The sequence below is a fragment of the Fictibacillus sp. BK138 genome, from assembly GCF_004216955.1.
In the GTDB taxonomy this organism is placed as follows: Bacteria; Bacillota; Bacilli; order Bacillales; family Fictibacillaceae; genus Fictibacillus.
In genome coordinates, this window is sequence record NZ_SGXL01000002.1 from 136135 (window position 1) to 159826 (window position 23692).

Here is a 23692-nt window from a genome sequence, read left to right on the forward strand (position 1 = left end):
CCTAAAGTTTTGCCACATAACCTAATACGGCGTTATGATAAACCGAGTAATGGTCAGATACAGATAACTCCAGTCCACAGTGCTCGCACAAGGTTTCTTCCTCTGCATTTTTCATTTCTTTGATTCCATGACACCGGCAGCAATAGACCCTGGTTACTTTTTCCCCGTAACCGATGTATTGTGCCTCTTCATCAGAAAATCCTGTGGCCTCCGCTACTTCTTCAGCTTTCTGAATATACTCGTTTGGCAAGACAACATACAGATAAGTCCCCATCTTTTGATCTTTTAAGAATTTGGACAGCTGTGACCACTCTGTTCCACCTTCAATTAAAAAGATTTCAAGTAACAACTCTTCTTCTTTTACTCGCTCTATCAAACTGCTTAAAATCTTTATACCTTGCTGATCTCCACAAAATACGTACTTTCTTTTACCAGAAACAAATACTGCTTCGCCGCTCATAAAACTTTTCCGCTTCCCAGCCGTGCTTCTAAATAATCCAATACACCTTCTTTATATAACGCAATCCCTTTGTACTCCGTTATATGCGGAGGCAGTTCAGAAAGAATTTCATAAAACTGCTTCAGCCACTCGGGGTTAGAAGCTAATTTTTCTAAAGACAACAAATGAGTGTGGATCGTAAATAGGATGGCGTTACTCCGAGGCAGTCTGAAAAGCTTTTGAACTTCTACACGAATATGAACAAGTTCACCCGCATTCTCTTTCGTCACCTGTTTCCTTAACAGCCCCCATTGATCAAACGTTTCAAGTGAAGTATCCAGCCTGTCACCTGCCATCAGCGACCAGTTTTTTCGTTCCCACGGGTTTCCTGCTTCAATTCTCATAAGAAATTGCAGGATTCGGTCGTCCAATCCTTCCTCTTTAAAACCTGGAATGGGGTGATGAATGCTTTTAAACTTCATACCTAAGTTAAACGCAAGCGACCAGTTAGCCGGAAAGCAAAGCTGCCCTGCGTCCAGATACAGATCACCATCGCGCTGCATCATCAAAATAAGATCCTCCTGCACGTGACGACTTATGAAAGCTAATGGCTCACAAGGCAGACTTTTTTCAACTCCAAAAGTAAATTCATGCTTTTCACCCAAGATTTTATTGTGAAATATCCATTGAGATTCATTCGTCTCCAATGAAAACTTTTCTGGATACTGCGCAACGAGATGTTCCATAACCAACTCAACAATCTCCCATTGACCTGTAAAAGTATGTGGAAGAGATTGATAGCAACGTTCTGGGTGATGAGTTAGTAGATTACGCTTTAATTTCATTTCTTCTTTATAATCTAAGGTGACTTCAACACTGAGTGGGAGTTTCATAGGAATAGAGTTATTTGAGTAGCGGTAGGTCGAACCTTTAAAAGGATACGGAAAGTTCTCAAGATTATCAGTCCACTTCATGCCTTCACCCTTTACAGAATATTCTTATAATTTATTGTAAAGAAAAGACAGTCTTATGAAAAGTGGGATATGTTAGGAAAACTTCAAATAGAAGGATTACCTACTTTAATCCCGAAAATTAAAACAATCTTATTTTAAAGTGAGGTTTTTGAAGTGGTTGAATTGAAGAATCTACTAAAAGAATTTACTAGATTGCATGATCAGTTTATAAATGATTGGAACGAAGCAATGTTTTCTGGTAATACGACTTCTGTAGAAAAAATGACTGATGACTATTATGTAGCCTTTTTTAAAGGTACACATGACAAACCACTTATTTTTAGCAGAGAAGAGGCAGTTACCGGAATGAGGCAATCCGTTAGGCATTTCTCAGGTACTAATAAGAAGTTTGAGAATAGGGTTATTCGTCTTAGAAATAGCGAAAATGCAGTAGTCTTCTACGAACAATTAATCGTTAGAAACGAAGAGGTTTTAGCCAGATTGTTTACGATTGAGAATTGGCAGCTTACAAATGGGAAATGGATGATTGTGAGGGAAACTGAGGAAGCAATTACTTAGGATTATTAAAAAACAACGCACAGACTTTTCTTGCTGTGCGTTGTTTGGTGCTAGCTTTCGGTATTGAATTTCTCCGGATAATCACAAAGTTCAATAATCTGTCCTTGAGAATGAACGGGATTCATATAGATCAATCTGCGACCATAAGGATTGATTCGATACGTATCTTTTAAAAAGGTGTATCCTCTTTTCTCAAAGTCTTCAATCGTCTTCATCAAATCGTCCACCTCATATGCCAGATGATGAACCCCTTTCCCGTTCTGACGGATGAAACGTTCGATCGGCGACGTTCTGCTTGTTGGCTCCAGCAGTTCTATGACCTGGTTTTCCATTTCAATCACTGCGATATGTGTTTCGACCCCAGGCTTCTCACTCGTATAGCGTTCCGTGAGGTTTCCGCCTAACACCTTAGTGTAAAATTCAATCGCCTCATCTATTCTTCTCACGGCAATGCCTGTATGATCCAGTCGCATTATAGTTTCACCTCTTCCTCTTGTTGAGTAAGATTATAGATGCTTTAATTCCTTTTCGCAAAAATGGGCGATTCTCTATAAGAGAACCACCCATACATTTATTTGATTCTTATTTTCTCATTGCCCTTTATCCAGGACGGATAAAAGCTAAGTTTAAGTTTGATAGGCTCTTTTCGGGTTGAAAGACCATGTATAGAAACTCCGTTTTCTTCAGCTGTCATATAATTATAATCTATCTCTATCTTTTCTCCTGACATTCCAAAGGCCTCACTAAACATGCCATAAGGAAACTCTTTCATTTTCATAGTAAACGCTAGATCATTGCCAACCACTTTTACATCTCTTATCATATTTGCTTCAGGCTGTTTTAGAATCTTTTGTTGCTGCGGATCGACGACTACAAACAATTCATCTTTATTGACCGCTTGTGCACTATTTAAAACTAGATAGAGTTCTTTTGGTTCATGAAAGTAGTTACTCTGCAGATAGATCTCCTGCTTTTTACCATTTGTTCCTGTTCCCGTTACGCCATTCAAAATTTTTCCCCAAACTTCGCCCTTTTCATCTACAATTCGTAAATCATCAAAATTAAGAACTTGCTTTTCATTCTTGTGATCGGCTTCCAAATACACGGCAATTCTTAAAGGATAAACGATTACTTTTTCAACATTTATCTTTTGACCTTCTAATTCCATCGTTTGATTGATAGGATATTCTTTTTTCTTTTTAAAATCTTTTAAAGTGAAAGGCAGTGAATATTTTTCTCCACTAACTTCAATATCAATCATATATTCTTTAGTAGTTAACGGAACTTCAAAGAAATACTCAATCTCTCCGCTATATGAATGTTGACCCTTCTCTGATTCATGAGGAGCACCATAAGAAATTGATGCCTCGTCAAGAGCAGTGCCATCCTTTGCTCTTAATTTGACCTTGTCAATCATCATTGATTTCTGCTTTTCCTCAGAGTGGAGCGTATAGTACAGAACAATCCCCATTTCATCTGCAATCGTTCCATCCAATGTAACTTTCAGACCATCTTTCACTTCAGAAGTAACACCTAGTTCTTGATAATATTTATTTTCTACTGCAGCCAGTCTTCCTTTATCATATCTGATAAGTTCAACGATTTTTTCCATCCCGGGAATCTCTGAAATATAGCTGGCAAACACTGGAGAAATTCGTATCGATGAGAATAATCCGATGAATAAAAGAGCTGCAGCTATAAAACTATAAATACTGTTCTTTTTCCTTTTAGATCTCCGTTCTTCTAGTTTAGCTTTATTAAATCCTGTCATAATGGCTTGATCCAATTTATCAAGTGATAATGGGATGTTGTCATATTCTTTCTTAAATTCGTTCAACTGTTCCTCTTCTCTTTTAAACATTTAGATTACCTCCTCTCTCCTCAAGTTTTTCTCGTAGTGCTTTCAGCGCTTTATTGAGCCAAGTCTTAACTGTCCCTTCTGGGCACTGCATGGTTCCAGCGATATCTTTAATCTTCAAGTCATGAAAGTATTTTAACGTGAGGATTTCACGTGAACGTTCGTCCAGTCCAAGCATCGCATCCCGAAGTTCCATCTCTGAGTGATTCTCTGTCACCCCAATGGATTCCAGCACCTCTTCATTAATAACGACTCGCTTTTGCTTTTTAAGCTGATCATTGCAATAGTTGATCATGATTCGAATCAGCCAAGTTTTGAAATAAGAAGCCTCTTTTAATTTCCGAATTCCTTTATAAGCGCGGTATGTTACTTCCTGTATGGCTTCAAGCGCTTCCTCCTCATTTCTTAAAAAGGAGAGAGCTGTTTTATATAAATCCACTTTGTATATTTGAATGAGCTGCAAAAAAGCATCATCGTTGCCTTTAATCGCCTTTTTCACTAACTGTTCTGTCTCCAACTTCTCGCCTCCTAACCCCTTACCTATATATTAGACCCTGAAATGTGGAAAAAGTTTTAATAGACGAAAAAATTTTTATAAATAATGAATCCTGCAAAAACCTCAGTCTAGTAATAAAAGCTGAGGTTAAATTATAAAATACTCTTAGTATTTATGGTTATAAACGGACAAAAAAAGAACCCATAAATGAGCTCTTTTTTAAACACTTGTTTAATTAAAACATCCCTAACGCCTTCTTTGTCGCTGGTCCGACAATCCCATCTACTTTTAGCTTCTTAGCTTTCTGGAACTTCCGTACGGCAGCGTCTGTATTGTTCCCAAAAATCCCGTCGATTCCTTTTGTGCTGTATCCTAAATTAGTGAGTCTACGCTGCAGTTCCATGACTTCAGCTCCACGGCTGCCCTTTTTCAGGTTCACGATCGAGAATACAGGTACTGTTGAACCGTTTGTTATTTTATAACCATTAGCTGCTGCTAATGCTGGGAATGTCTTGCTTGAAGTCGTGATGACGACTGGTGTGTTCACAGGAATTCTTGCGTAAAGCCACTGTACATCGTTGTTGTACATACGGATACACCCTGCACTCACATATTTCCCAATCGAGTTTGCATTATTGTTTCCGTGAATGGCATAGGTTGTTCCCCAAGTTCCTCTAGCATTTAATCCGAGCCATCTGTTTCCTAGAGGATTCCGAGGATCTCCACCTGGTATATTACCGGTATAATAAGGCCTGTTTGTGATCTTGTTTACAATTTTAAATTTTCCTTCTGGTGTGTAGGATGGCAGCTTGCCTGTCGCCACTTTAAATACTTTCGATAATTTATTATTCTCGAAATACGCCAGCTGGTTGGTGGATTTATTTATCACGATAAAAGAAGAAGCTGCTGCTTTTGCCGGCTGCACCAAAAAGAACATAAAACAAAACATGAGTAATCCGATGACTATTTTTTTCGTTTTCATTCCTTCTCTCCTATTCTTTATTGAAATAACAAATCCTCATATTCTATGCGAGGGAATAGGAGTTGCATTACTGTTTTGTAAAAAAATTTAATCAAAAAAACATGAATATTAGGGTTGTACCATGAATAGACTGGTAGGTTATATTTAACTTAATAATTATGATCTGAAGGAATGAGTATACATGCGTAATATTATTTTGAAAAACGATATAGAAGTAACGATAAAAGAAGCAACAAAAAAAGATGCCCAATCGATGATCGACTTTTACAACGTGGTTGGCGGTGAAACAGATTTCCTATCTTTTGGAGCAAACGAATTTAAGCGTAACCTTCAAGAATACGAAGAATACATCACGGCAACCTCTAATGAACCAAATTCCATCATGCTGCTGGTATTAATTGATTCAGAGATCATCAGCATCGCAACCATTAATTCCTCACAAAAAGAACGAACCAGACATGTTGGGACACTAGGAATCGTCGTCTCAAAAAAGTACACTGGCTTAGGATTGGGAAAGGTATTAATGAATGATTTAATAGAATGGGCTAAACAAAACGGTGTGACCAAAAAGATCAGTCTTGTTACAAATGAAAATAATACAGTTGCTATTGAGCTTTATAAGAAGTTGGGATTTGAAATGGAAGGACTTTTGAAGCAAGATAATTTTATTAATGGGGTTTTTAATAACACCGTTATTATGGGATTGCTTTTATAGCTTTTTATTTATATACTTTTCAATTAATTCTGAAATTATCATTGACTTCTTTATTTTATGATGCTAAATTTACTATTAATATTAAAATCAATGATGAGAAAGAGTAAGATATGATTCTGTTCCTCAGAGAATCGGTGCTTGGTGAAAGCCGGTGTTCAGACCCTATCCGAAAATCATCTCTGAGATGCAAGGCTGATAATGTAAGCTTTGACGGGTCGTCCGCCGTTACAATGGAACACGTATAATCGTACGTTGACTGAGTGCCGCTAGCTTTCATTAAGCTGCGGAATTAGGGTGGTAACGCGAGCTATAACTCGTCCCTGTTTTAGGGACGGGTTTTTTTATGTTCAAAAACAATAAAAGGAGAGATTACTAATGAGAAAGATGGACACCGTTTTTATTGGACTTATGTTATTTTCAATGTTTTTTGGAGCAGGAAACCTTATCTTCCCTCCGTTTTTGGGAGCAGAAGCCGGATCTTCTTACTGGCTTGCTATGGCAGGATTTATCGTTACAGGAGTTGGACTTCCCTTTGCTGTATTATTTGCTGTTTCTCTTGTAAAAGGAGGGGTTCAAACCATTGGCAACCGTGTTCATCCGTTGTTCAGCACAGTTTTTATGGTCGTTATCTATTTAAGTATCGGGCCGTTCCTTGCTATCCCAAGAAACGCAAATGTTGCTTATGAAATGGGTGTTAAGCCCTTCCTGAGTACTCATACTAACGCGGCACTCATTCTTTTTTTATTCACGGCTGTCTTTTTCGCACTTGTTTATGCAGTCAGTCTGAATCCATCAAAAATGGAGAAATATATGGGGCGCTGGATCACGCCAACCTTACTTTTAGCGATGGTTGTGCTATGTACAGTAGGATTTGTTAAGTTGGATTCTCCCCTTCAATCACCATCTGCTAACTATCAATCAGGAGCTTTCTCGACAGGGTTCATTGAGGGATATAACACAATGGATGCACTTGCTGCACTTGCTTTTGGGATTGTTATTCTTACAGCAATTCAGCAAAGAGGTGTTCGGGATCGAAAGCAATTAACAAACTATACATTAAAAGCCGGTTTAATCGCTGGTACATTACTTGCGCTGGTTTATGTCAGTTTGGGGTTAATGGGTGGAAAGATGGCAGCAGCCGGTTCCTTTGAAAATGGAACAGATATTCTTTCAGCAGCCTCCACTCTATTATTAGGAGGAAGTGGAACAGCCTTTCTAGGTTTTATTTTTACATTAGCTTGCTTTACTACCGTTGTTGGACTAACATCTGCGTGTGGTCAATATTTCTCAAAACTACTTCCCAAAGTTAGCTACAAAACAGTGGTCTTGCTGGTCACACTTGTAAGTTTCACACTCTCTAATCTTGGTCTGAACCAGATCCTAAAAGTGTCGGTTCCGTTTTTAGTCACAGCTTATCCATTAACAATCGTATTAATTACACTTACATTTTTTAACCGTTTCTTCAAAAATCCGAAAAAAGTGTATGGCAGTGCAATTCTTTTCACAGGAGTATTTGCATTAATGGATGGATTACTTGCTTTTGGTGTTGAATTAGGTCCGATCCAAGTTGTTAAGGATATCCTTCCGCTATCCTCGATGGGATTACAGTGGATTCTTCCAGCTCTTGTTGGTACAGGTGTTGGAATGGTTATCAGCAACTTCAACAAAAAATCTTCAACACCAGATATGGTAGAAGTAAAAGCTTCTTGAGTTGAACTAGAATAATAATTTTACTTCGCACAAAAAAGGTACTTGCGTCTCATTACAACGCAAGTACCTTCTTTCATTATTCCCCTTTAATTTCAAGCAGCTTTTGTCTCAGCCCGATCTCCATCGTAGCGAGTTCTTCTTCTGCCAGACGGCGTTTCATACGGCCTTCTTCCTGGATGCGGAGCGTTTCTTCAAGTGTTGACAGCAAGTTTTCTTGCGTTTTCTTTAACGTCTCGATATCGATCAACCCGCGCTCATTTTCTTTCGCTGTTTCAATCGTATTTGTTTTAAGCATCTCTGCATTTTTTAATAAAAGTTCATTCGTCGTTTTGGAAACCTGTTTTTGAGCTTCTACAGCATTACGTTGTCTGATTAGTGTTAGTGCGATCGCCACTTGGTTCTTCCAAAGTGGAATAGCCGTCATGATGGACGATTGAATTTTTTCTACAAGTGCTTGATTCGTGTTTTGAATGAGACGGATTTGAGGTGCACTTTGTATCGTGATTTCACGGCTAAGTTTTAGATCATGCACTCGTTTATCCAAGCGATCTGCAAACTGAACCATATCGTTTACTTCCTGGAACTTCATCTGGTCATTTGTTTGTTCCGCTACTTTTCTCATCTCAGGAATCGTCACTTGATTCAGTTCATCAAGCTTCAACTCACCTGCTGCGATATACACATTCAGTGCTTGGAAGTATTCCTTATTGTTCTCATACAGTTTCTCGAGCATCACAATATCTGACATGAGGACATTCTTGCTTCCGTCCAGCTTTACAGAGATGCGGTCGATCTGCGCACCAGTCTTCTGATACTTGGAAAGCACTTCTTGAACAGAACCGGAGATTTTACCAAACATGCGTCCGATCAATGTTGGTTTATTTGACTTTAATTCCTCAGGATTCACATCTTGAAGCTTTCTCATCAAGTCGCCAATGATTTCACCGATCTGACCTGTGTCTTTCTTTTTCACATGTTCGAGCATCGTATTTGAAAAAGAATGAAGCTTCGCTTGTGCGGGTGCACCGTATGTGATCATCGTCTGGTGGTTTGTCGGGTCGATCTGCTTAGCCAATTGATAAGCCTTTTCTTTGTTTTCTTCTGGCAGTACATCAATCAAACGGATCTGTTTATTTTCCCCCGGCTGCAGATTGGCTTCCTTCTCTTCACCAAAAGGATTAGCCAGCAAGTCATCCATTAGATTTGCCGGTTCATCATTATTGTTAAACAGGGGTGCATTATTTTCTTTCATTTATATCTCCTGCCTTTTTGATAGATTGGGATTCTTTCAAAGATTTGATAGAATACTTCGCTACATCGATCTCATAATGAAGGTCTTCTATATCATTTGACAAAACTTGGAATAAATCCTTTTCGATGTATTCTTTTAACTCATCGAGCGTTCGCTTTGTTTCTACTAATGAATTTGTAAGTTCCTTTGTTTTTCTGGGCTGCGCTGTTAAAAACATATATTTCTCCGTAAGTTCGACAGCTGAATCCAAATGCGAAAAGTAAAATTGTTCAGCCTGGTAAAAACGCCTTGGCTCTTTCTGAGTTAAGCTATGAATCTTCCGCACTACCCGCACCAAGTCTGCTCTTTGCTTTAATGTTGGCAGGTCTCTAACAGAAAGCAGTGCTTTTTGGAGGCGATTGATCTTCGGTTTTGCTTCATCTAAATTTTTTCTGATGTATTTATATTCTCGTCTTGATAGTTGATGGCTGCTAAGGAATCGCTGCTTTTGTAGAAGCCCTGTTGCTGTATAGGCGGCAGCTCCACCCGCCACGGCAATTCCAGATGACATGAGATACGTCTGGTCATACGCAATAATACTCGCCAGCCACACTCCTACAGAGGATGGAACAGCAACAAACATGCGGATAAAAAAAGCTAAAAATCCGTTCATTGTAATCGACTCCTGACATGAACTCTTTATTAATCATACGATTGTACAAGTTTCAGAGTTTCGTTTTTCCATAAAAAAGTTTCCTTATAATATGTTTCTAGTATTACCTTATCGAAACCTTCCTAAAATAACCATGGCTTCAGGAAGTAATGTGTTCTAAGACTTGAGGCGTATTTTATAAAAGGCTCTCTTTCAAAAGATTGACGTAATATGATTTTTAATCCTTCGCTTCATTGATGAGTTGATTGGAGTGCAAGGTGCGAGACTCCAGCGGGACGAGTGTGACAGGTGAGACTCCTAATGGTGCGGAGCAGCAGTAGGCTCACCGCACGCCCCGCGGAAAGCGAGCAACCTGGAACGGAAATCAACTACTTTCAAAAACAACAAAGCTTGTGAAAAAGCCTTATAAAAAAACTCACCCTGTATAGAAGATGGTGAGTTTTGATTTTTTATGTAATTAAGTTAGTATTCCAGCGGATTTTCTCCAAAAGCTTCCCATAAGAGCGGAAACTTTTTTCTAAATCCCTCTTCATCTTCTTCATCCCAGTCAAATTCAATCTCTGGCTGAATATATGAATCGTTAGTTAACTTTTCGTACAAATCATGATAATCTTCATCATCCTGACCCGTCTTTTCTTCAAATGCTTCACATGCCACGAATAATAATTCTTCAAGCTGCGGCATTTCTTCCTGCTCTTCTATTAGTTTTAAATATGGTAAAAGAGTCTCTGGATCCTTTATAGCAGCCTCATAGGGCTCTTTTCCGAGATATAGAAGGAATGCTCTAAAATAATCAAAGCAATCATCAGAACAGCCCCCCATGATGATGTATGCTGCAGCCCATAGATCTGATGTGTATGACTTTGAATAATAGTTATTTAGTATAAAATCAAATGAAATGATATCTTTTACAGGTCGCTTGGAGAGCTGTGTCATCAGCCATTCCATTTGTTCCTCAGCATCATCGGCTTTTTCTTTACATTTATCGATCAGTTCCCAGAAAAGCGATTCTGTCATCGTAGTATCTTTTAAAATTAGATTTGTTGATTCTGCAGGTATATACCCTTTCTTCATCTTTGAGCGGATTAGTTTCTCTATTTCTTTACGGCATTCATCTTCAGATTCAAACGTTTTTGTTTTTATGGCGCCAACCGTTCCTACTTTTCCATAGGTAACAACATAAGAATTTCCTGTTTGGCTGATCTTCCAAAATTTATTTGAAGTATTATCTTGATAAATAAGTAAAGATTCCATATCGAATTATCCCTCATCTTCCATCTCGAACTTAAGCCTACCTACTATGTTAATACAAAACAAAGACGCTGAATATGTATATATCACATAAACAGCGCCTTTAGCTTATACTCACAATATTCACTTAAACTTTCTTTCCTTTCTTACTAATACACAATGCTAGTTATTTATCCCATAACTAGACTTCAATTAATTGTCCGTTCAATCAATTGCCTTGCATTAGATCAATATTTTTCCTTCACTCTGGTAATTTCCCACATGCCCACACGCTGCGAAAATAGTTTTCACCGGCTATTTCCATCTGCAACATGATCTTAGCATGCTTCGCTCACATACGTCATTGGAATCATCCTCTTTCCGTAATGTGTATTTGCGCGTCCCCGCATATTCACACATCTCGAAACCAGTTTTCACGGGCTGATTTCTACCTGGATGTGATTTAATATGCTTCGCTTACTTGCGTCATTGGAATCACGCCTTCCTTGTAAAGGTTGTGTTTCATTTGTTAACTACATATTAACCTATTCTGAATTTATTTTAAATATTCAGAATAATCAATACTATGTTGTTTAGGGTGGTTTTATTCCACTTTTGTTTGACATACTTCTTTTTTCGTAAAGTTTCTTTTTATTTCATCATATTTCAACAATTTAATTATTAAACTTTATTTTAGGCTTTCACCTATTCGTTTCTCCTCTCATAGAATGCATGTAAGAAACACAACTAACTGATAAGAGGAGTGTTTTTAACATTGGCTGGAAAAATATTAAATTACTACGCTGGCGGCAATACAGCAAGGGGTTTTCATAACTTATTCGAATCAAATCTTAACGGCCTTGAACGCCTTTTTATCCTTAAAGGCGGACCTGGAACAGGAAAATCTACTCTGATGAAAGCCATCGGAAAGAAATGGAACGATGAGGGGTATGATGTTGAGTACATTCATTGCGGTTCAGATAACGGCTCGATCGATGGTGTAATTCTTCGAGAATTGAAAGTCGGGATTGTTGATGGAACGGCTCCGCATGTTATTGAACCAAAAGCTCCAGGTGCCATTGAGGAATACGTAAACTTAGGTGTTGCCTGGGATTCAGGTAAGCTCGCTAAGAATAAGAATGAAATCCTGCAGCTGTCTGAGGAGATTTCTGCTGATTTCCAAACAGCTTATTCGATCTTCCATGAAGCACTGCTCGTTCATGATGAATGGGAAAAGATTTATATCGAGAACATGGACTACAACAAGGCGAATGAACTTACAGATGAACTGATGCACAAGTTCTTTTCGAAAAAGCAGAACAAACAAGGTGAAGTCTATCATCGTTTCTTAGGAGCAGCCACTCCACTCGGAGCTAAAGATTTTGTTCCAAATTTAACTGAGTGTTTAAAGGAAAGATACTTTATTAAAGGACGTCCTGGTTCTGGCAAGTCTACTATGTTAAAAAAGCTTGCAGCGAATGCAGAAGCATCGGGTTATGATGTTGAGATCTATCACTGCGGATTTGATCCGAACAGTCTTGATATGGTCATTGTGAGAGAGCTCGGTTTTGCGATCTTTGACAGTACGGCTCCGCACGAATATTTTCCTGAGCGGTCTGGTGATTCCATTGTGGATATGTACGCAAAAACAATCACGCCAGGTACAGACGAAAAATATGCAGCTGAACTAAAGGTCATAAGCTGGCGTTATTCAGAAAAAATGAAAGAAGCCATCAGCTTTTTAGCCGAAGCGAAACGAAAGCATGATGAGTTAGAAAAATATTATGTTGGAGCGATGGACTTTAAAAAGCTTGATCAGATTCAGCATACGCTTAATACGGAGATTGAAAAAAGAGCTGTAGCAAGACAAAAATAAAAATACATCTAGGTCGCCATTTTTGGATGGTGACTTTTTTTGTTATGATGATTACAAGTTAAATCATACATATGGAGGACTGGCTATGAATACGAAGGAAGGTAAATTGGTCCAAGATCTTTACCAACGCTTTTTGAATGCCTGGAATGAACGGAATGCTCGAGGTATGGCTGATCATTTTACCGGAGATGCTGAGATGATCGGCTATGATGGAAGCCAGGCGATCGGCCGTGACGAAATTTATTCACATCTGAGTCCTATCTTCGAAAACTTTCCTACACCGCCTTATCACGGGAAAGTTAAAAGTGTTTCTTTTTTAAGCGATAACGCTGTAATTCTCCGCGCCATCGCTGGAATGGTACCAATCGGAAAGACTGAGCTTTCCCCTGAACTGAATACACATCATACAGTCGTTGCGGTAAAAGAAGGCGAAAGTTGGTTCATTAAGCTTTTTCAAAACACACCCGCACAGTTTCATGGCCGACCTGAACTTTTAGAAAAAATGACGGATGAGCTAAAAGAATTGATAAATAAGTAAGAAAACCCGCTGGCAGCCAGCGGGTTCTTCTCTATCACTAATGTTTACCTAATAAGTCCAATATCCCTTTGTAGATCAATACAGCTGCGAACACTAAAACGGTTAAGATAGCGATAATCTTGATCGCTGGACCGAATGCAGCTAAAAACGTTCCGCCTAACGGCAATCCAAGTAGAAAATAACCAGCTAGTAAAGCACCAATCAATGTTAACACGTTTGTATTAGACATATTGCGCCTCCTTATAACAGATTTTTCTGCTTGTTATAAGGTATGCACGATTGGGGCAAGTGGTTAATGAAGGTAATCTGTCCACTTGCTATTTTAATAGATTCGCATAGTCCTTCTTGGGTACAATACCCTCTTCCCCGGCGCGATTTAACAGTGTAGTAATCGCTTCAAATCCTTTATCTCCAAGATCAGCGGTAAAGTCATTCACATAGAGAGTGATGTGGGACTGCGCTACTTCTGTAGACAGCTCGTTCGCATGCTGCATCACATACTCTTTTGAAGCTTCAGGATGCTGCCACGCATATTCTACTGATTCTTTTATCCACTTTGTAATAGATTCTAAATCTAGTGAACGGCGGGCGATAATTGCGCCTAACGGAATAGGAAGCCCTGTATCTTCTTCCCACCAGTTCCCCATATCCGCAAGCATCGTCAGTCCATAGTCTTGGTACGTGAATCGCGCTTCATGAATAACGAGACCGGCGTCGATCCGTCCATCCTTAACTGCTGGCATGATCTCATTAAATGGCATCACGATGATCTCGCCAACTCCGCCTGGCACATTTTGTGCTGCCCACAAACGAAACAACATATAAGCAGTGGAACGTTCGCTCGGAACAGCGACCTTCTTACCAGAAAGCATCTCAGGACTTGCATCACCTGGCTGATTGACGAGAACTAGCGGACCGCAGCCGCGTCCTAGTGCACCTCCACATGGAATAAGTGCATATTTATCTAACACCCATGGCAGTGCGGCATAAGAAATTTTTAAAATATCAAGTTCATCTGATCGAGCCGCTAGACCGTTTGTTATATCGATATCTGCATATGTAACGTCAAATTCAGGTGCACCAGGCACAAGACCGTGAACTAATGCGTGAAAAACAAACGTATCATTCGGACAAGGAGAAAAAGCAATACTCATTTTACTCATTACAAAACCTCCGCAATAACTTTACTGGCTGATTCCAGTGTAACTAATGCATCTTTAATCCGCCAAGCAGAACGATCCCGAGGACCGATTGGGTTAGAGATGGATCGAATCTCTAAAACTGGCAAACCAAACTCTTTTGCTGCCATCGCCACTCCGTATCCTTCCATCGCTTCAGCCAATGCACCAGGTTCACGCTGTTGCAGGTTAGAAGTTGTTTCTGCAGTCCCAGTTACTGTTGATAACGTCAGAATGTTTCCGGTTTGAACAGATATATTTGCTGCTATTATCGATTCCAATAAAACTTGAACTAGATCACTATCCGTTTTCACACGGGTGGAGGCTCCAAACCCGAGCTCGTCCAGTGTAATAAAACCTTCTGGCGATTCGGCACCTAAATCAGCAGAAATAATTTCGTTGGCGATTACGAGTGAACCAACCTCTGCTTTATCTGTAAATCCACCCGCTATACCCATGTTAATCACAAGGTCATATTCGTCAGCTGCCAAAGCTCTTGCCGTCTGGATCCCAGCAGAAATAGGACCGACGCCTGCCAGCTTTACGTCGATCCTTGAATCCGTGCCAATTCCTCGCAATATGGCATCCCGTTCTGCTTCTACTGAGGTCATGATTAAAATGCGGCGATATTTATTCATCGAGATCCCTCCGCGTTTTTAGCTTAACTTTTTAATGAAAACCACTTTCAGATAGTTACCTTCTTTGAACTCTTTATTTGTCTTGAAATCTGCAGGAAGCTTGAATTCCTCTAAGATTTCATACGTTCCACCCGTTTGTTTAAAGGCTGATGCAATAAATTCTTTGAACTTTCTCATACCGAACGTACTGCAGTTGGATGATGCCACAATGACTCCATTTTCTTCTGTAAGCTGAATCGCTTGTGCCAGCAGCTCAGGGTAATCCTTCCCTGCACTGAACGTATGCTTTTTTGAACGGGCAAAGCTTGGCGGGTCAAGAATGACAAGATCAAACGAAAGCTCTTTTCGAACCGCATACTTAAAATAGTTAAACACATCTTCTACAATGATGTCGTGATCTTCGTAATCCAGACCGTTCACACTGAACTGCTCCTGTGTTTTACTTCGGCTTCTGTTTGCCAGGTCGACACTCGTTGTTTTCGTTGCTCCGCCTAGCGCTGCCGCAACTGAAAAAGCACCTGTGTATGAAAATGTATTGAGTACTGTTTTTCCTTTTGCATAACGGTCGCGAATCGTCTTTCGAACGTCTCGCTGATCTAAGAAAACGCCGACCATTGCGCCATCGTTTAAATAAACTGCAAAGTGGATGCCATTTTCTCGTACGATTAGAGGACTAGGTGCTTGTTCACCTTCCACAAAATCATCATCATCGATGTACTTCCCTTTTACTGCAAAACGCTTCTTCTCGTACAGCCCTTTTACTTTAACAACGTTTTTAAGAGAGTCGATCACTTCATCTTTAAACGCATAGATTCCTTCACTATACCAAGTGAGGACGTAATAGCCGTTATAATGATCAATTGTCAGTCCGCCGATTCCGTCTCCTTCACCGTTAAAAACACGGAACGCTGTCGTTACGTAATCGTTGTACAGTGCTTCTCTATGATTGATCGCTTTCTTTATCTTCTTTTCAAAAAAGCTATGATCGATCACTTCTTGTGAATTTTGAGTGAGGACCCAGCCTCTGCCTTTATTTTGCTTGCCGTAGTACCCTTTTCCAAGGAACACATTCTTGTCGTCAAACAGCTCGATGATTGTACCTTCTTCTTTTACATTGCTGATATTTTGAACAGCATCCTCTGTAATAAGAGGATAGCCTGCCTTTAAGCCCTTCACATATGAAGATTTTACTTTTAACCGGACGTTCTTTTTCATAATGTCACCCGTTTCCCATTCTCATTTTGAAGCAAAAACACTTTAATCATAAAATAGCTTACTTCATCAGGAAGCAATTCTTTTATCGGTTTTAACTTTTCTCCGCCAGCCTGCTGGATGGCGTTCTCGATCTCAGAGATATATTCATCTGGAATAAGATCTTCCATATGAACGTCCATCCCTTCCTGCATGCATTGGATCAAGTGGCTTTCCACTGTACTCACTGCCAGGTCCCGATGTTCGGCTATTTCTTCAACAGACATTTCCTCTTTATAAAACGTGTATGTTTCAAGGTGAGAATTTGGTGTCGGTTTTTTCTTAATGGGGTCTGTCCCCGGGACAGACCCCTTCACTGCATTTTCTTTGCGCTCAGGATTCTGCACTAAAAACTCCAGAATAGCCTCGATAAACTGTTCACCATACTTCTCCAGTTTATTTTGGCCAACTCCTGTAACGGTTAAAAACTCTTCTTTTGTTTCAGGAAGTTTTACGCACATATCTTTCAATGCCGTATCTGCAAAAATAACAAACGGCGGCACATTTTCTTTTTCTGCGATCGCTTTTCGGACCATTCGAAGCTCTTCAAACAATGGATCGTCATTAGACACCTGCTTTGTCTGAACGGCTTCTTTTCGCATAACCGTTTCTTTACCTAACAGAACTTCTTTTCCTTTTTCTTTTATGTAAAGAGTCGGGAAGGAGCCATGCTCTACCGCAATCAGTTCTTGAGAGATAAAGAATTCGATAAGGTCGGTAACTTCTTTTATGCTTTTTTCTTTCATCATGCCGTATGTTGGCAGCTTGTGAAATCGCAGCTCCATCACTTTTTTATTTTTAGATCCTGTCAGCACTTGAGCGATAATCGTTTTACCGAATCTTTTCTGCCCCATCCGCACGATACATGACAGCACGATCTGAGCTTCCCGCGTTACTTCAATGCTTTCTCGTGAATCCGTACAATTGCCACAGCGTCCGCATGGAGGTATTTCTTCGTCACTAAAATAACGTACGATCATTTGTTGCAGACAGCTCTCTGTATGACAGTAATCCACCATAAGCTGCAGTTTTTCAAGTTCCTGTGAGATGCGGTCAGATTCACTCGACTGGTCGATCAAGAACCGCTGCACTTGAACGTCCTGAGAGGAATATAACAAGATACATTCACTCGGAAGTCCATCACGGCCAGCACGGCCCGCTTCCTGATAATAGCTTTCCATATTTTTCGGCAGCTGAAAATGAATAACATATCGAATGTTTGATTTATCGATCCCCATACCAAACGCAGATGTCGCGACCATTACCGAAGATTCATCCTGCAAAAACTGCTCCTGCTGCTCCATTCGCTCTTGGTCGTTCATCCCGGCGTGGTAGCGCGAAACATGAATACCGCTCTTTTTCAGATGCTCATACAGCTGATCAACCGTCTTTCGTGTCGCCGCATAAATGATTCCCGCTTCTTTTTCGTTCTTTTTTATAAAATCTTTTAAAAATGATAGCCGGTCTTGTCCTTTAATCACTGAAAAAGAAAGATTCTCACGCTCAAAACCTGTTAAGACCGTTTTGTTTTCATCGATATCCAGCGACCAGCAAATATCCTGGCGGACTCTTGGTGTAGCGGTTGCCGTTAACGCAAGCACAACAGGTCGCTTTGGCAGATTCCCTATCATTCTTTGAATTCGCTGGTAGCTCGGCCGGAAGTCGTGGCCCCATTGCGATATACAATGCGCCTCATCCACGGCTACTAAAGGAATATCAATTTGTCTTAAGTGATCCATAAAGTCATAGGATTCGAGTCTTTCTGGTGCAATATATAAAAGTTTATATTCTCCGCGCTTCGCCTTTTCGATCCGATCTCTTGTTTCTGCTGCTGTTATCGAACTATTAATGAAGGCTGCGGAAATTCCTAACTGTAATAATGTATCAACCTGATCTTTCATCAATGAAATTAAAGGAGAAATAACAATCGTTGTTCCTTCAAAAACAAGTGCAGGAATCTGATAGCAGATCGATTTGCCTCCGCCCGTCGGCATGACACAAAGCGTATCTTCACCTGCTAAAACCGATTGTATCGCTTGCTCTTGTCCATTCCGGAATGAGGAATAACCGTAATGCAACTCTAGCATTTGCTTTGCTTTTTGTATCAAAACTTTTCTTGCCCCCCTCAGGTAGAGTCATCTCTTGATTATAAAGGTACATTCCTAACATAGCAAAGACACATCTTACCGTTTTAGCTGATTTAAAAGGCTGTTTTCGTTTATTTGGCTGCTTTTGAAAGGAGTTCGCTTCCATTCCCGGATGCACGCGTTTCGCGCTGTGCGGTCAGCCTCCTCTGTACTATGCGCCGTTAGGAGTCTCACCAGAAAATGTGGTACATTAGAAAATGGAGAAAATAGAAAAGGAGTTTTTACATATGACAAATCATGAAAGCAACAATTTACCGCCAAAAACATGTTCGATTGAAAGACTAGTAACAATGCCATCAGATGTTGAAATGGTTATCGCGGGCAAGAAGACTGCTACTCGCCGCAACGGCAGATATGCTGATGTAGGCGAGATTATGGAATTGCAAGGCCACAAGTTTGTGGTGGACAATGTTTACTCTCAGTCATTAGGAGAATTAACAGACAAGCATGCACAAGACGAAGGTTTTGAAACAGTGGAGGCTTATAAAGAAGCGATTCTATCATACCACCCAGGAATGCCATGGCTTCCTCACATGAGAGTATGGGTACACGAATTCAGTCCAGTTAAAGGTTAAATTACACCGGAATGGATTTGCTGTATAGGGGTTTACTTTATATTCATATTCTTAGCGTTATTGTGTCAATCGGTCCCTTCTTTATCCTGTTTCCGATCATAAAAAAACTCCGGACAGCTGAAGGTGCTGAAATGAACGCACATGTTGGCACATTTCGCTTTATCGTCTGGCTTGCCAAACACGCCGGGCATGTCTTAGTTGGATCAGGTGTTCTTCTATTGATTTTAGGACCATGGACATGGAGTACACCATGGGTTTTAGTAACACTGATTATTTTATTTTGCTCGCTTTTCTTTTTGGCACGTGCATTTTCGCCAACTCTTCGCAAATTTGAAGAAGAAGACAGCGATCAGAATTTATTGGCAGACAAATTAAAAAAAGCAGTATGGATCTACCTCATTTTACTGATGATCATGCTGTGGTTTATGGTAGTGAAGCCATATTTGTGGTAGAGAGAATGGAAGCTGGCCGATTGTGGCCGGCTTTTTTTGTAGTTAGCGCAGCCTAGTCCGTTCCAGAAGGACACATTTTTAAATTTGTGGATTGAGACCTGAAATTTATGGATTGGAGGCCAAAACTTTTGGAATGAGAGTGCTTTTTTCTGGATTCAACGCTGTTTTTTCTGGATTAACTGTTATAAGTGTCTTTTTAGTAAACGAGTATTCTTTTCATAAAAGAATCTCCCTCTATATGTAGAATAAATATAAGAATAAGTTCTATATAAGGATTGGAGACAACCCGTTATGCAATTACACCCTATTACAGTGATCGAAATCATTTTTACCGTCATTTTTCTTGGCGCTTTATTTATTATTGCCGTGCTTATTCCAAAAACCAAAAGAAAAATTGGTTTGTACGCCGCTAGTCTTATCACTGTAATCGTATTTGCCTTTTTTCTTATTCGTCCCCACTGGGTCAACTACCAAGTTTCCATTAAAACAGAACAGTTGCATGCTTATTTAGAGAAAAATTATCCTGGTGAGGACTGGAAGATTAAAAGAAAGGTAGGCAGACAATATAACCCTTATCATTTAGATGTAGAATTCGAGAACGAAAAAGGCTGGTTTTACACCTATTGGGTTAAGAGCGCTGACACCATCAAACAAAAAGGTTATGCTGCCCCCGTCAGCGAAACGGAAAATCGTGAGCCCAAACATTTTCAGCCTGAGGATTGGTAAATTAAAAACTCCTCCTATCCGTAGAACGCAGGTCCTCAACGAGGGTCCCGCTATAATAATCGCCATTCATAGACCGGTCACGCCATGCTACCGTTGAATCGTAAAAATCTCCAGCCGTATCTACCTCTGTAATTAATACGCCAGGGACATTTCGGCGCAGTTTTCCCACCGTAACTCCATCCGCTCTAACAAAAAAGGCTGGCCAACAGCTTTCTTTTGCCGAACTGTTGCTTGCGCTGATCCAGATAAAATTGTTTGCGGCATAACTTGTCATCGTAGCTGGCATGGTAATCTCAGGATACGTCATGCCATGGTTATACTTTAAATTTTCTTTTCCTACAGCAGATTTTATCGCTTCTAATCTATCCGCCCCCATGTTCGCCGCATGATACGAATGAAACATTACCTGTACGCCTTTTTTCTTATATACGCGGTAGAGTTCAGGGTACCGATAATCATGACAGATCTGTGCTCCGCACTTCACACCATTGATTTCAAACGTGCAAAAATAGTTACCGGAAGTATAGTGAGCGAGATCGCCGGTTTGTTCAGTCTCGTCTCCTGCACAAAACATCTTATCGTATCGATCTACAAGTTCTCCGGCAGCATTTATGATATACAAACTGTTGTGCGGTTTATGATTTCCGGTCAACGGGTGTGTTGTTCCTAAAACAACCCAAATTCGCAGATCACGGGCGTACTCCAATATCTCCTCTGTACAATTCTTAAGCAGCTCCCAATCAAATCCCTTTAATGAAGGCATGTCAGTACCTGCGTAACCAGAAAGTGCAGCTTCAGGAAAATGGGCAACGTCTGCTCCCTTTTCTTTCGCTATCCGCATCTGTTTCATTATGTACTGTTGATTTTTCTTAATATCAGCCGAAACAGGAAACTGGCATGTTGCAACGACCATGTTCATGAACTACACCTCGCTCATTTGTTTGTTTTTTTGAATGATTATACTACATAAAAAAAATGAAAACCTTTTCATTTTCAAATTAGCGTAAATATTTTAAAAATTTATATAATTCCCCTTGTTACGCACTTTTAAAGCTGTTATGATTGTGAACATTATATTTCTAAAAACACCTAAGAAGGAGCGTAGCATCATGAAAAAAATTATTTTGGTCTTATTAATTGTTCTACCATTTTTAGCTCAGCTCGTCGTCTTGCCGTTCGTTAACAGGATTGACCCCATTGTTTTAGGGTTGCCGTTTCTTCAATTCTGGTTGTTTTTATGGATTGTTTTAACTCCTTTTTGCACCTTTGGCATCTATCAACTTCAGAAATCACAAGGAGGCTTGGATTAAATGCAGCAGGGAAATCTTACAGCACTTTCAATTACAATCTGCATCATATTAACCGTAGTTCTTATTGGGTTTCTTGCCGGCAGAGATAAAGCTACCCGCAGTTCTGTAGAGGAGTGGTCTGTTGGCGGACGCCGGTTCGGAGGCCTTCTTGTCTGGTTCTTAGTCGGAGCTGATCTCTATACGGCCTATACGTTTCTCGGATTAACCAGTACTGCATATACGGCAGGAAGTTTAGCTTTTTTCGCAATTCCATACTCTGTTCTTGCGTATTTTATCTCTTACTTTTTCCTGCCGAAACTTTGGAAAGTTGCCAATCATCATAAACTCACGACGCTGGCTGATTATGCCCGTGAGCGCTTTGATTCTAAGCTACTTTCGTCTCTGATCGCTATCGTTGGCGTACTTATGCTTATCCCATACATCTGCCTGCAGCTAAGCGGTATTCAAGATACCCTTCAAGTTGCTGGGACAGGCTTTATCAATGTAAAAGTGGTCGTGATCACATCCTTCTTTCTTGTTGCTCTTTATACGTTTTTTAGCGGAATCAAAGGGCCGACGTACACAGCAATCATTAAGGATGTGCTCGTTTGGGCAATCATGCTGTTCATGGTCGTTTCTCTTCCGATCATGCACTTTGGCGGCTGGAACCCGATGGTCGATAAGATCGTAACTGAAGCACCTCAGCTTCTGACGATTCCTACTGAAGGACCAAAAGGTATCCCGTGGTTCATCACCGCTTCATTCGTGTCAGCTCTTGCTTTATTCATGTGGGCTCACGCTGCGACTGGTGTGTTCACAGCAAAAAGTGCTGATGCGATCCGTAAAAATGCCTTATATCTGCCGCTTTACAATATTGTTTTAATTCTTGTAGTCTTTTTAGGGTTTATTGCATTTTTAGTTCTGCCTGACGGTACGGATCCGCGTTTTGCTTTATTAGCATTGATCCAAACGTCATATGGCGGAATCGGACAAGGGTTGGCGTATTCGACCATTGCCCTTGCATCACTTATCCCATGTTCGATCATGGCGATCGGTGCATCTAATCTTTTCGCGAACAACATTTATCGTGATTTGATCAATCCAAAAGTAAAAGGCGCAAAGCTAACGATGATCACACGCGGTATGGTGTTTGTCGTAATCGGACTAGCTTTATTGTTCGGACTTGTATTCCCGCAAGCTCTTGTATCCCTTCAATTGTTGGGTGTATCCGGTATGGTACAGATTTTCCCGGCTATCGTAGTAAGTCTGTTCTGGAGAAATCAAACGAGAGAAGCCACAATCCTCGGCCTGCTTGTTGGACTCGCGGTAACGTTCACTGTTTATTCGACTGGAACATCACTTGGAATTTACGAAGGGTTCTGGGGTCTGATGGCGAACTTTGCTACTGTTGTAGCATTAAACCCGTTATTTGTTAAAAAAGCAAAATTCTCTACAAACGATGTGAAAGATTACTTGTTTGGAAGAAAGTCTAAAGAAATAGATCTAGTGCGTAAAGGCGCATAAATTGTAAAGAGGATGACTTTTGATGGTCATCCTCTTTTTTATATCTTATCTAGGATCATAAAAAATTTTGAAGGCTCTTAACATTTTCTGAAGGCTCATAAATTTTTCTGAAGGCCCATAAATCTTTCTGAAGGCTCATAAATTTCTTTGAAGGCCCATAAACGCAAATTTGATCTCTATCGCCCCTGCTTTTGCTCCTGATAATGCATCATTTTTTGATTAAATCGCATGCCGAGTACTTTAAAGTAGATTGAAAAGCCGAAAATTCCGCCTAAATAGATGACATGAAACAAAATCAGCATGTTATAGAACATTTTTGTGCCGATCACGAACCAATCGAACAACTGCGACATTCCAAAGAGTACCGCACCTAATAAAACATACTGAATCAGCAGTTTGCTTAAAGCAGATAACTTCACTTTACTGTCATCATTCCAGAATAAATATTGAAGACACGTTACAAAGATGCTCAAAAAGAAGATCTGCACGACCATCTCAAACGAAATTTCACGAGCGCCCAGCATAAATCCGAACACTACATAAATAATAATGCCTGCCGAGAAGAACAATCCAGCCATCGTTTTAAAAACAAGTGTATACTCCATTATTTTATTCCACATCTCAATTCCTCC

General features: G+C 40.1%; 26 protein-coding genes and 1 other annotated feature. Of the genes, 10 read left to right on the top strand and 16 right to left on the bottom strand.

What is annotated here, in order from left to right:
• Window position 1 precedes the first annotated feature (1 nt).
• Window positions 2–460 carry a dimethylamine monooxygenase subunit DmmA family protein gene (locus tag EV282_RS17435; RefSeq protein WP_130297166.1) on the bottom strand — a complete coding sequence of 153 codons (459 nt, stop codon included), beginning with the start codon at window positions 458–460 and terminating at the stop codon, window positions 2–4.
• Window positions 457–1413 carry a heme-dependent oxidative N-demethylase family protein gene (locus EV282_RS17440; RefSeq protein ID WP_130297167.1) on the bottom strand — a complete coding sequence of 319 codons (957 nt, stop codon included), beginning with the start codon at window positions 1411–1413 and terminating at the stop codon, window positions 457–459. Before EV282_RS17440 ends, EV282_RS17435 begins: the two co-directional genes overlap by 4 nt.
• A gap of 153 nt (window positions 1414–1566) precedes the next feature.
• On the opposite strand from EV282_RS17440, the gene EV282_RS17445 reads away from it, so the two are divergent.
• Window positions 1567–1971, top strand: a complete 405-nt coding sequence (locus EV282_RS17445) for a nuclear transport factor 2 family protein (protein ID WP_130297168.1) — start codon at window positions 1567–1569, stop codon at window positions 1969–1971.
• A 50-nt stretch (window positions 1972–2021) separates the two neighbouring features.
• Here the strand turns inward: EV282_RS17445 and EV282_RS17450 are convergent, their stop codons facing one another.
• From EV282_RS17450 to EV282_RS17465, 4 genes are all read right to left on the bottom strand, one after another.
• Window positions 2022–2444: a VOC family protein gene (locus tag EV282_RS17450; protein WP_130297169.1), complete on the bottom strand. Its 423-nt coding sequence runs from the start codon at window positions 2442–2444 to the stop codon at window positions 2022–2024.
• A gap of 98 nt (window positions 2445–2542) precedes the next feature.
• On the bottom strand, window positions 2543–3832 hold the full coding sequence (locus EV282_RS17455; RefSeq protein ID WP_130297170.1) for a DUF4179 domain-containing protein: 1290 nt from the start codon (window positions 3830–3832) through the stop codon (window positions 2543–2545).
• Window positions 3825–4346 carry a sigma-70 family RNA polymerase sigma factor gene (locus EV282_RS17460; protein WP_130297171.1) on the bottom strand — a complete coding sequence of 174 codons (522 nt, stop codon included), beginning with the start codon at window positions 4344–4346 and terminating at the stop codon, window positions 3825–3827. The genes EV282_RS17455 and EV282_RS17460 overlap by 8 nt, the downstream gene beginning before the upstream one ends.
• A 214-nt stretch (window positions 4347–4560) precedes the next feature.
• On the bottom strand, window positions 4561–5307 hold the full coding sequence (locus tag EV282_RS17465) for a L,D-transpeptidase family protein (protein ID WP_130297172.1): 747 nt from the start codon (window positions 5305–5307) through the stop codon (window positions 4561–4563).
• Window positions 5308–5488: 181 nt separating this feature from the next.
• On the opposite strand from EV282_RS17465, the gene EV282_RS17470 reads away from it, so the two are divergent.
• Window positions 5489–6022, top strand: a complete 534-nt coding sequence (locus EV282_RS17470) for a GNAT family N-acetyltransferase (protein WP_130297173.1) — start codon at window positions 5489–5491, stop codon at window positions 6020–6022.
• An 81-nt stretch (window positions 6023–6103) separates the two neighbouring features.
• Window positions 6104–6347 (top strand) — a binding site (T-box leader).
• Between the two features lie 50 nt (window positions 6348–6397).
• Window positions 6398–7732, top strand: coding sequence for a branched-chain amino acid transport system II carrier protein (gene brnQ / locus EV282_RS17475; protein ID WP_130297174.1), 1335 nt, complete (start codon window positions 6398–6400; stop codon window positions 7730–7732).
• 76 nt (window positions 7733–7808) lie between these two features.
• Here the strand turns inward: brnQ and EV282_RS17480 are convergent, their stop codons facing one another.
• The 3 genes from EV282_RS17480 to EV282_RS17495 form a co-directional block, all read right to left on the bottom strand.
• Window positions 7809–8984, bottom strand: coding sequence for a toxic anion resistance protein (locus EV282_RS17480; protein ID WP_130297175.1), 1176 nt, complete (start codon window positions 8982–8984; stop codon window positions 7809–7811).
• Window positions 8971–9636 (bottom strand): 5-bromo-4-chloroindolyl phosphate hydrolysis family protein, encoded by a 666-nt coding sequence (locus EV282_RS17485; RefSeq protein ID WP_130297176.1) that lies wholly within the window; start codon window positions 9634–9636, stop codon window positions 8971–8973. Before EV282_RS17485 ends, EV282_RS17480 begins: the two co-directional genes overlap by 14 nt.
• 462 nt (window positions 9637–10098) lie before the next feature.
• Entirely contained in the window at window positions 10099–10890 is a 792-nt protein-coding gene (locus EV282_RS17495; RefSeq protein ID WP_130297177.1) for a DUF4240 domain-containing protein, read from the bottom strand.
• Between the two features lie 751 nt (window positions 10891–11641).
• Here EV282_RS17495 and EV282_RS17500 point away from each other — a divergent pair.
• Window positions 11642–12742, top strand: coding sequence for a PRK06851 family protein (locus EV282_RS17500; protein ID WP_130297178.1), 1101 nt, complete (start codon window positions 11642–11644; stop codon window positions 12740–12742).
• 85 nt (window positions 12743–12827) lie between these two features.
• Window positions 12828–13280 (top strand): SgcJ/EcaC family oxidoreductase, encoded by a 453-nt coding sequence (locus tag EV282_RS17505; RefSeq protein WP_130297179.1) that lies wholly within the window; start codon window positions 12828–12830, stop codon window positions 13278–13280.
• A gap of 37 nt (window positions 13281–13317) precedes the next feature.
• Here the strand turns inward: EV282_RS17505 and EV282_RS17510 are convergent, their stop codons facing one another.
• The 5 genes from EV282_RS17510 to recQ all read right to left on the bottom strand — a co-directional run bounded on the left by EV282_RS17510 (window position 13318) and on the right by recQ (window position 18455).
• Entirely contained in the window at window positions 13318–13509 is a 192-nt protein-coding gene (locus EV282_RS17510; RefSeq protein ID WP_077364968.1) for a hypothetical protein, read from the bottom strand.
• 88 nt (window positions 13510–13597) lie between these two features.
• On the bottom strand, window positions 13598–14434 hold the full coding sequence (locus EV282_RS17515) for a 1,4-dihydroxy-6-naphthoate synthase (RefSeq protein WP_130297278.1): 837 nt from the start codon (window positions 14432–14434) through the stop codon (window positions 13598–13600).
• An 8-nt stretch (window positions 14435–14442) separates the two neighbouring features.
• Window positions 14443–15096: a futalosine hydrolase gene (locus EV282_RS17520; protein ID WP_130297180.1), complete on the bottom strand. Its 654-nt coding sequence runs from the start codon at window positions 15094–15096 to the stop codon at window positions 14443–14445.
• An 18-nt stretch (window positions 15097–15114) separates the two neighbouring features.
• Window positions 15115–16311 carry a class I SAM-dependent rRNA methyltransferase gene (locus EV282_RS17525; protein ID WP_130297181.1) on the bottom strand — a complete coding sequence of 399 codons (1197 nt, stop codon included), beginning with the start codon at window positions 16309–16311 and terminating at the stop codon, window positions 15115–15117.
• A complete protein-coding gene (recQ, locus tag EV282_RS17530; protein ID WP_130297182.1) occupies window positions 16308–18455 on the bottom strand; it encodes a DNA helicase RecQ in 2148 nt (715 codons plus the stop codon). Before recQ ends, EV282_RS17525 begins: the two co-directional genes overlap by 4 nt.
• A gap of 266 nt (window positions 18456–18721) precedes the next feature.
• Here recQ and EV282_RS17535 point away from each other — a divergent pair, with 266 nt between their 5' ends.
• The 3 genes from EV282_RS17535 (at window position 18722) to EV282_RS17545 (ending at window position 20247) form a co-directional block, all read left to right on the top strand.
• Window positions 18722–19069: an ASCH domain-containing protein gene (locus EV282_RS17535; protein WP_130297183.1), complete on the top strand. Its 348-nt coding sequence runs from the start codon at window positions 18722–18724 to the stop codon at window positions 19067–19069.
• A gap of 17 nt (window positions 19070–19086) precedes the next feature.
• Window positions 19087–19521 carry a hypothetical protein gene (locus EV282_RS17540; RefSeq protein WP_207224349.1) on the top strand — a complete coding sequence of 145 codons (435 nt, stop codon included), beginning with the start codon at window positions 19087–19089 and terminating at the stop codon, window positions 19519–19521.
• 291 nt (window positions 19522–19812) lie between these two features.
• The gene (locus EV282_RS17545; RefSeq protein WP_130297185.1) at window positions 19813–20247 is read left to right on the top strand and encodes a hypothetical protein; all 435 of its coding nucleotides are present in this window, start codon (window positions 19813–19815) and stop codon (window positions 20245–20247) included.
• Window position 20248: 1 nt separating this feature from the next.
• Here EV282_RS17545 and EV282_RS17550 read toward each other — a convergent pair whose 3' ends face one another.
• Window positions 20249–21166: a carbon-nitrogen hydrolase family protein gene (locus EV282_RS17550; RefSeq protein ID WP_130297186.1), complete on the bottom strand. Its 918-nt coding sequence runs from the start codon at window positions 21164–21166 to the stop codon at window positions 20249–20251.
• 190 nt (window positions 21167–21356) lie between these two features.
• Here EV282_RS17550 and EV282_RS17555 point away from each other — a divergent pair, with 190 nt between their 5' ends.
• Both EV282_RS17555 and EV282_RS17560 read left to right on the top strand, forming a co-directional pair.
• Complete coding sequence (locus EV282_RS17555; RefSeq protein WP_264191283.1) at window positions 21357–21557, top strand: DUF3311 domain-containing protein; 201 nt, start codon at window positions 21357–21359, stop codon at window positions 21555–21557.
• Window positions 21558–23060 (top strand): sodium:solute symporter family protein, encoded by a 1503-nt coding sequence (locus EV282_RS17560; RefSeq protein WP_130297187.1) that lies wholly within the window; start codon window positions 21558–21560, stop codon window positions 23058–23060.
• 176 nt (window positions 23061–23236) lie between these two features.
• Here EV282_RS17560 and EV282_RS17565 read toward each other — a convergent pair whose 3' ends face one another.
• Window positions 23237–23680 carry a hypothetical protein gene (locus EV282_RS17565; protein WP_130297188.1) on the bottom strand — a complete coding sequence of 148 codons (444 nt, stop codon included), beginning with the start codon at window positions 23678–23680 and terminating at the stop codon, window positions 23237–23239.
• Between the last annotated feature and the right edge of the window lie 12 nt (window positions 23681–23692).

Coding starts and splice junctions, on each gene's coding strand:
- EV282_RS17550 (WP_130297186.1), bottom strand. CDS start 21,166: ATGAACATGGTCGTTGCAACATGCCAGTTTCCTGTTTCGGCTGATATT.
- EV282_RS17535 (WP_130297183.1), top strand. CDS start 18,722: ATGACAAATCATGAAAGCAACAATTTACCGCCAAAAACATGTTCGATT.
- EV282_RS17495 (WP_130297177.1), bottom strand. CDS start 10,890: ATGGAATCTTTACTTATTTATCAAGATAATACTTCAAATAAATTTTGG.
- EV282_RS17450 (WP_130297169.1), bottom strand. CDS start 2,444: ATGCGACTGGATCATACAGGCATTGCCGTGAGAAGAATAGATGAGGCG.
- EV282_RS17555 (WP_264191283.1), top strand. CDS start 21,357: ATGAAAAAAATTATTTTGGTCTTATTAATTGTTCTACCATTTTTAGCT.
- EV282_RS17510 (WP_077364968.1), bottom strand. CDS start 13,509: ATGTCTAATACAAACGTGTTAACATTGATTGGTGCTTTACTAGCTGGT.
- EV282_RS17565 (WP_130297188.1), bottom strand. CDS start 23,680: ATGTGGAATAAAATAATGGAGTATACACTTGTTTTTAAAACGATGGCT.
- EV282_RS17455 (WP_130297170.1), bottom strand. CDS start 3,832: ATGTTTAAAAGAGAAGAGGAACAGTTGAACGAATTTAAGAAAGAATAT.
- EV282_RS17485 (WP_130297176.1), bottom strand. CDS start 9,636: ATGAACGGATTTTTAGCTTTTTTTATCCGCATGTTTGTTGCTGTTCCA.
- EV282_RS17465 (WP_130297172.1), bottom strand. CDS start 5,307: ATGAAAACGAAAAAAATAGTCATCGGATTACTCATGTTTTGTTTTATG.
- EV282_RS17470 (WP_130297173.1), top strand. CDS start 5,489: ATGCGTAATATTATTTTGAAAAACGATATAGAAGTAACGATAAAAGAA.
- EV282_RS17545 (WP_130297185.1), top strand. CDS start 19,813: ATGCAATTACACCCTATTACAGTGATCGAAATCATTTTTACCGTCATT.
- EV282_RS17505 (WP_130297179.1), top strand. CDS start 12,828: ATGAATACGAAGGAAGGTAAATTGGTCCAAGATCTTTACCAACGCTTT.
- EV282_RS17480 (WP_130297175.1), bottom strand. CDS start 8,984: ATGAAAGAAAATAATGCACCCCTGTTTAACAATAATGATGAACCGGCA.
- EV282_RS17435 (WP_130297166.1), bottom strand. CDS start 460: ATGAGCGGCGAAGCAGTATTTGTTTCTGGTAAAAGAAAGTACGTATTT.
- brnQ (WP_130297174.1), top strand. CDS start 6,398: ATGAGAAAGATGGACACCGTTTTTATTGGACTTATGTTATTTTCAATG.
- EV282_RS17525 (WP_130297181.1), bottom strand. CDS start 16,311: ATGAAAAAGAACGTCCGGTTAAAAGTAAAATCTTCATATGTGAAGGGC.
- EV282_RS17560 (WP_130297187.1), top strand. CDS start 21,558: ATGCAGCAGGGAAATCTTACAGCACTTTCAATTACAATCTGCATCATA.
- EV282_RS17515 (WP_130297278.1), bottom strand. CDS start 14,434: ATGAGTATTGCTTTTTCTCCTTGTCCGAATGATACGTTTGTTTTTCAC.
- EV282_RS17440 (WP_130297167.1), bottom strand. CDS start 1,413: ATGAAGTGGACTGATAATCTTGAGAACTTTCCGTATCCTTTTAAAGGT.
- EV282_RS17520 (WP_130297180.1), bottom strand. CDS start 15,096: ATGAATAAATATCGCCGCATTTTAATCATGACCTCAGTAGAAGCAGAA.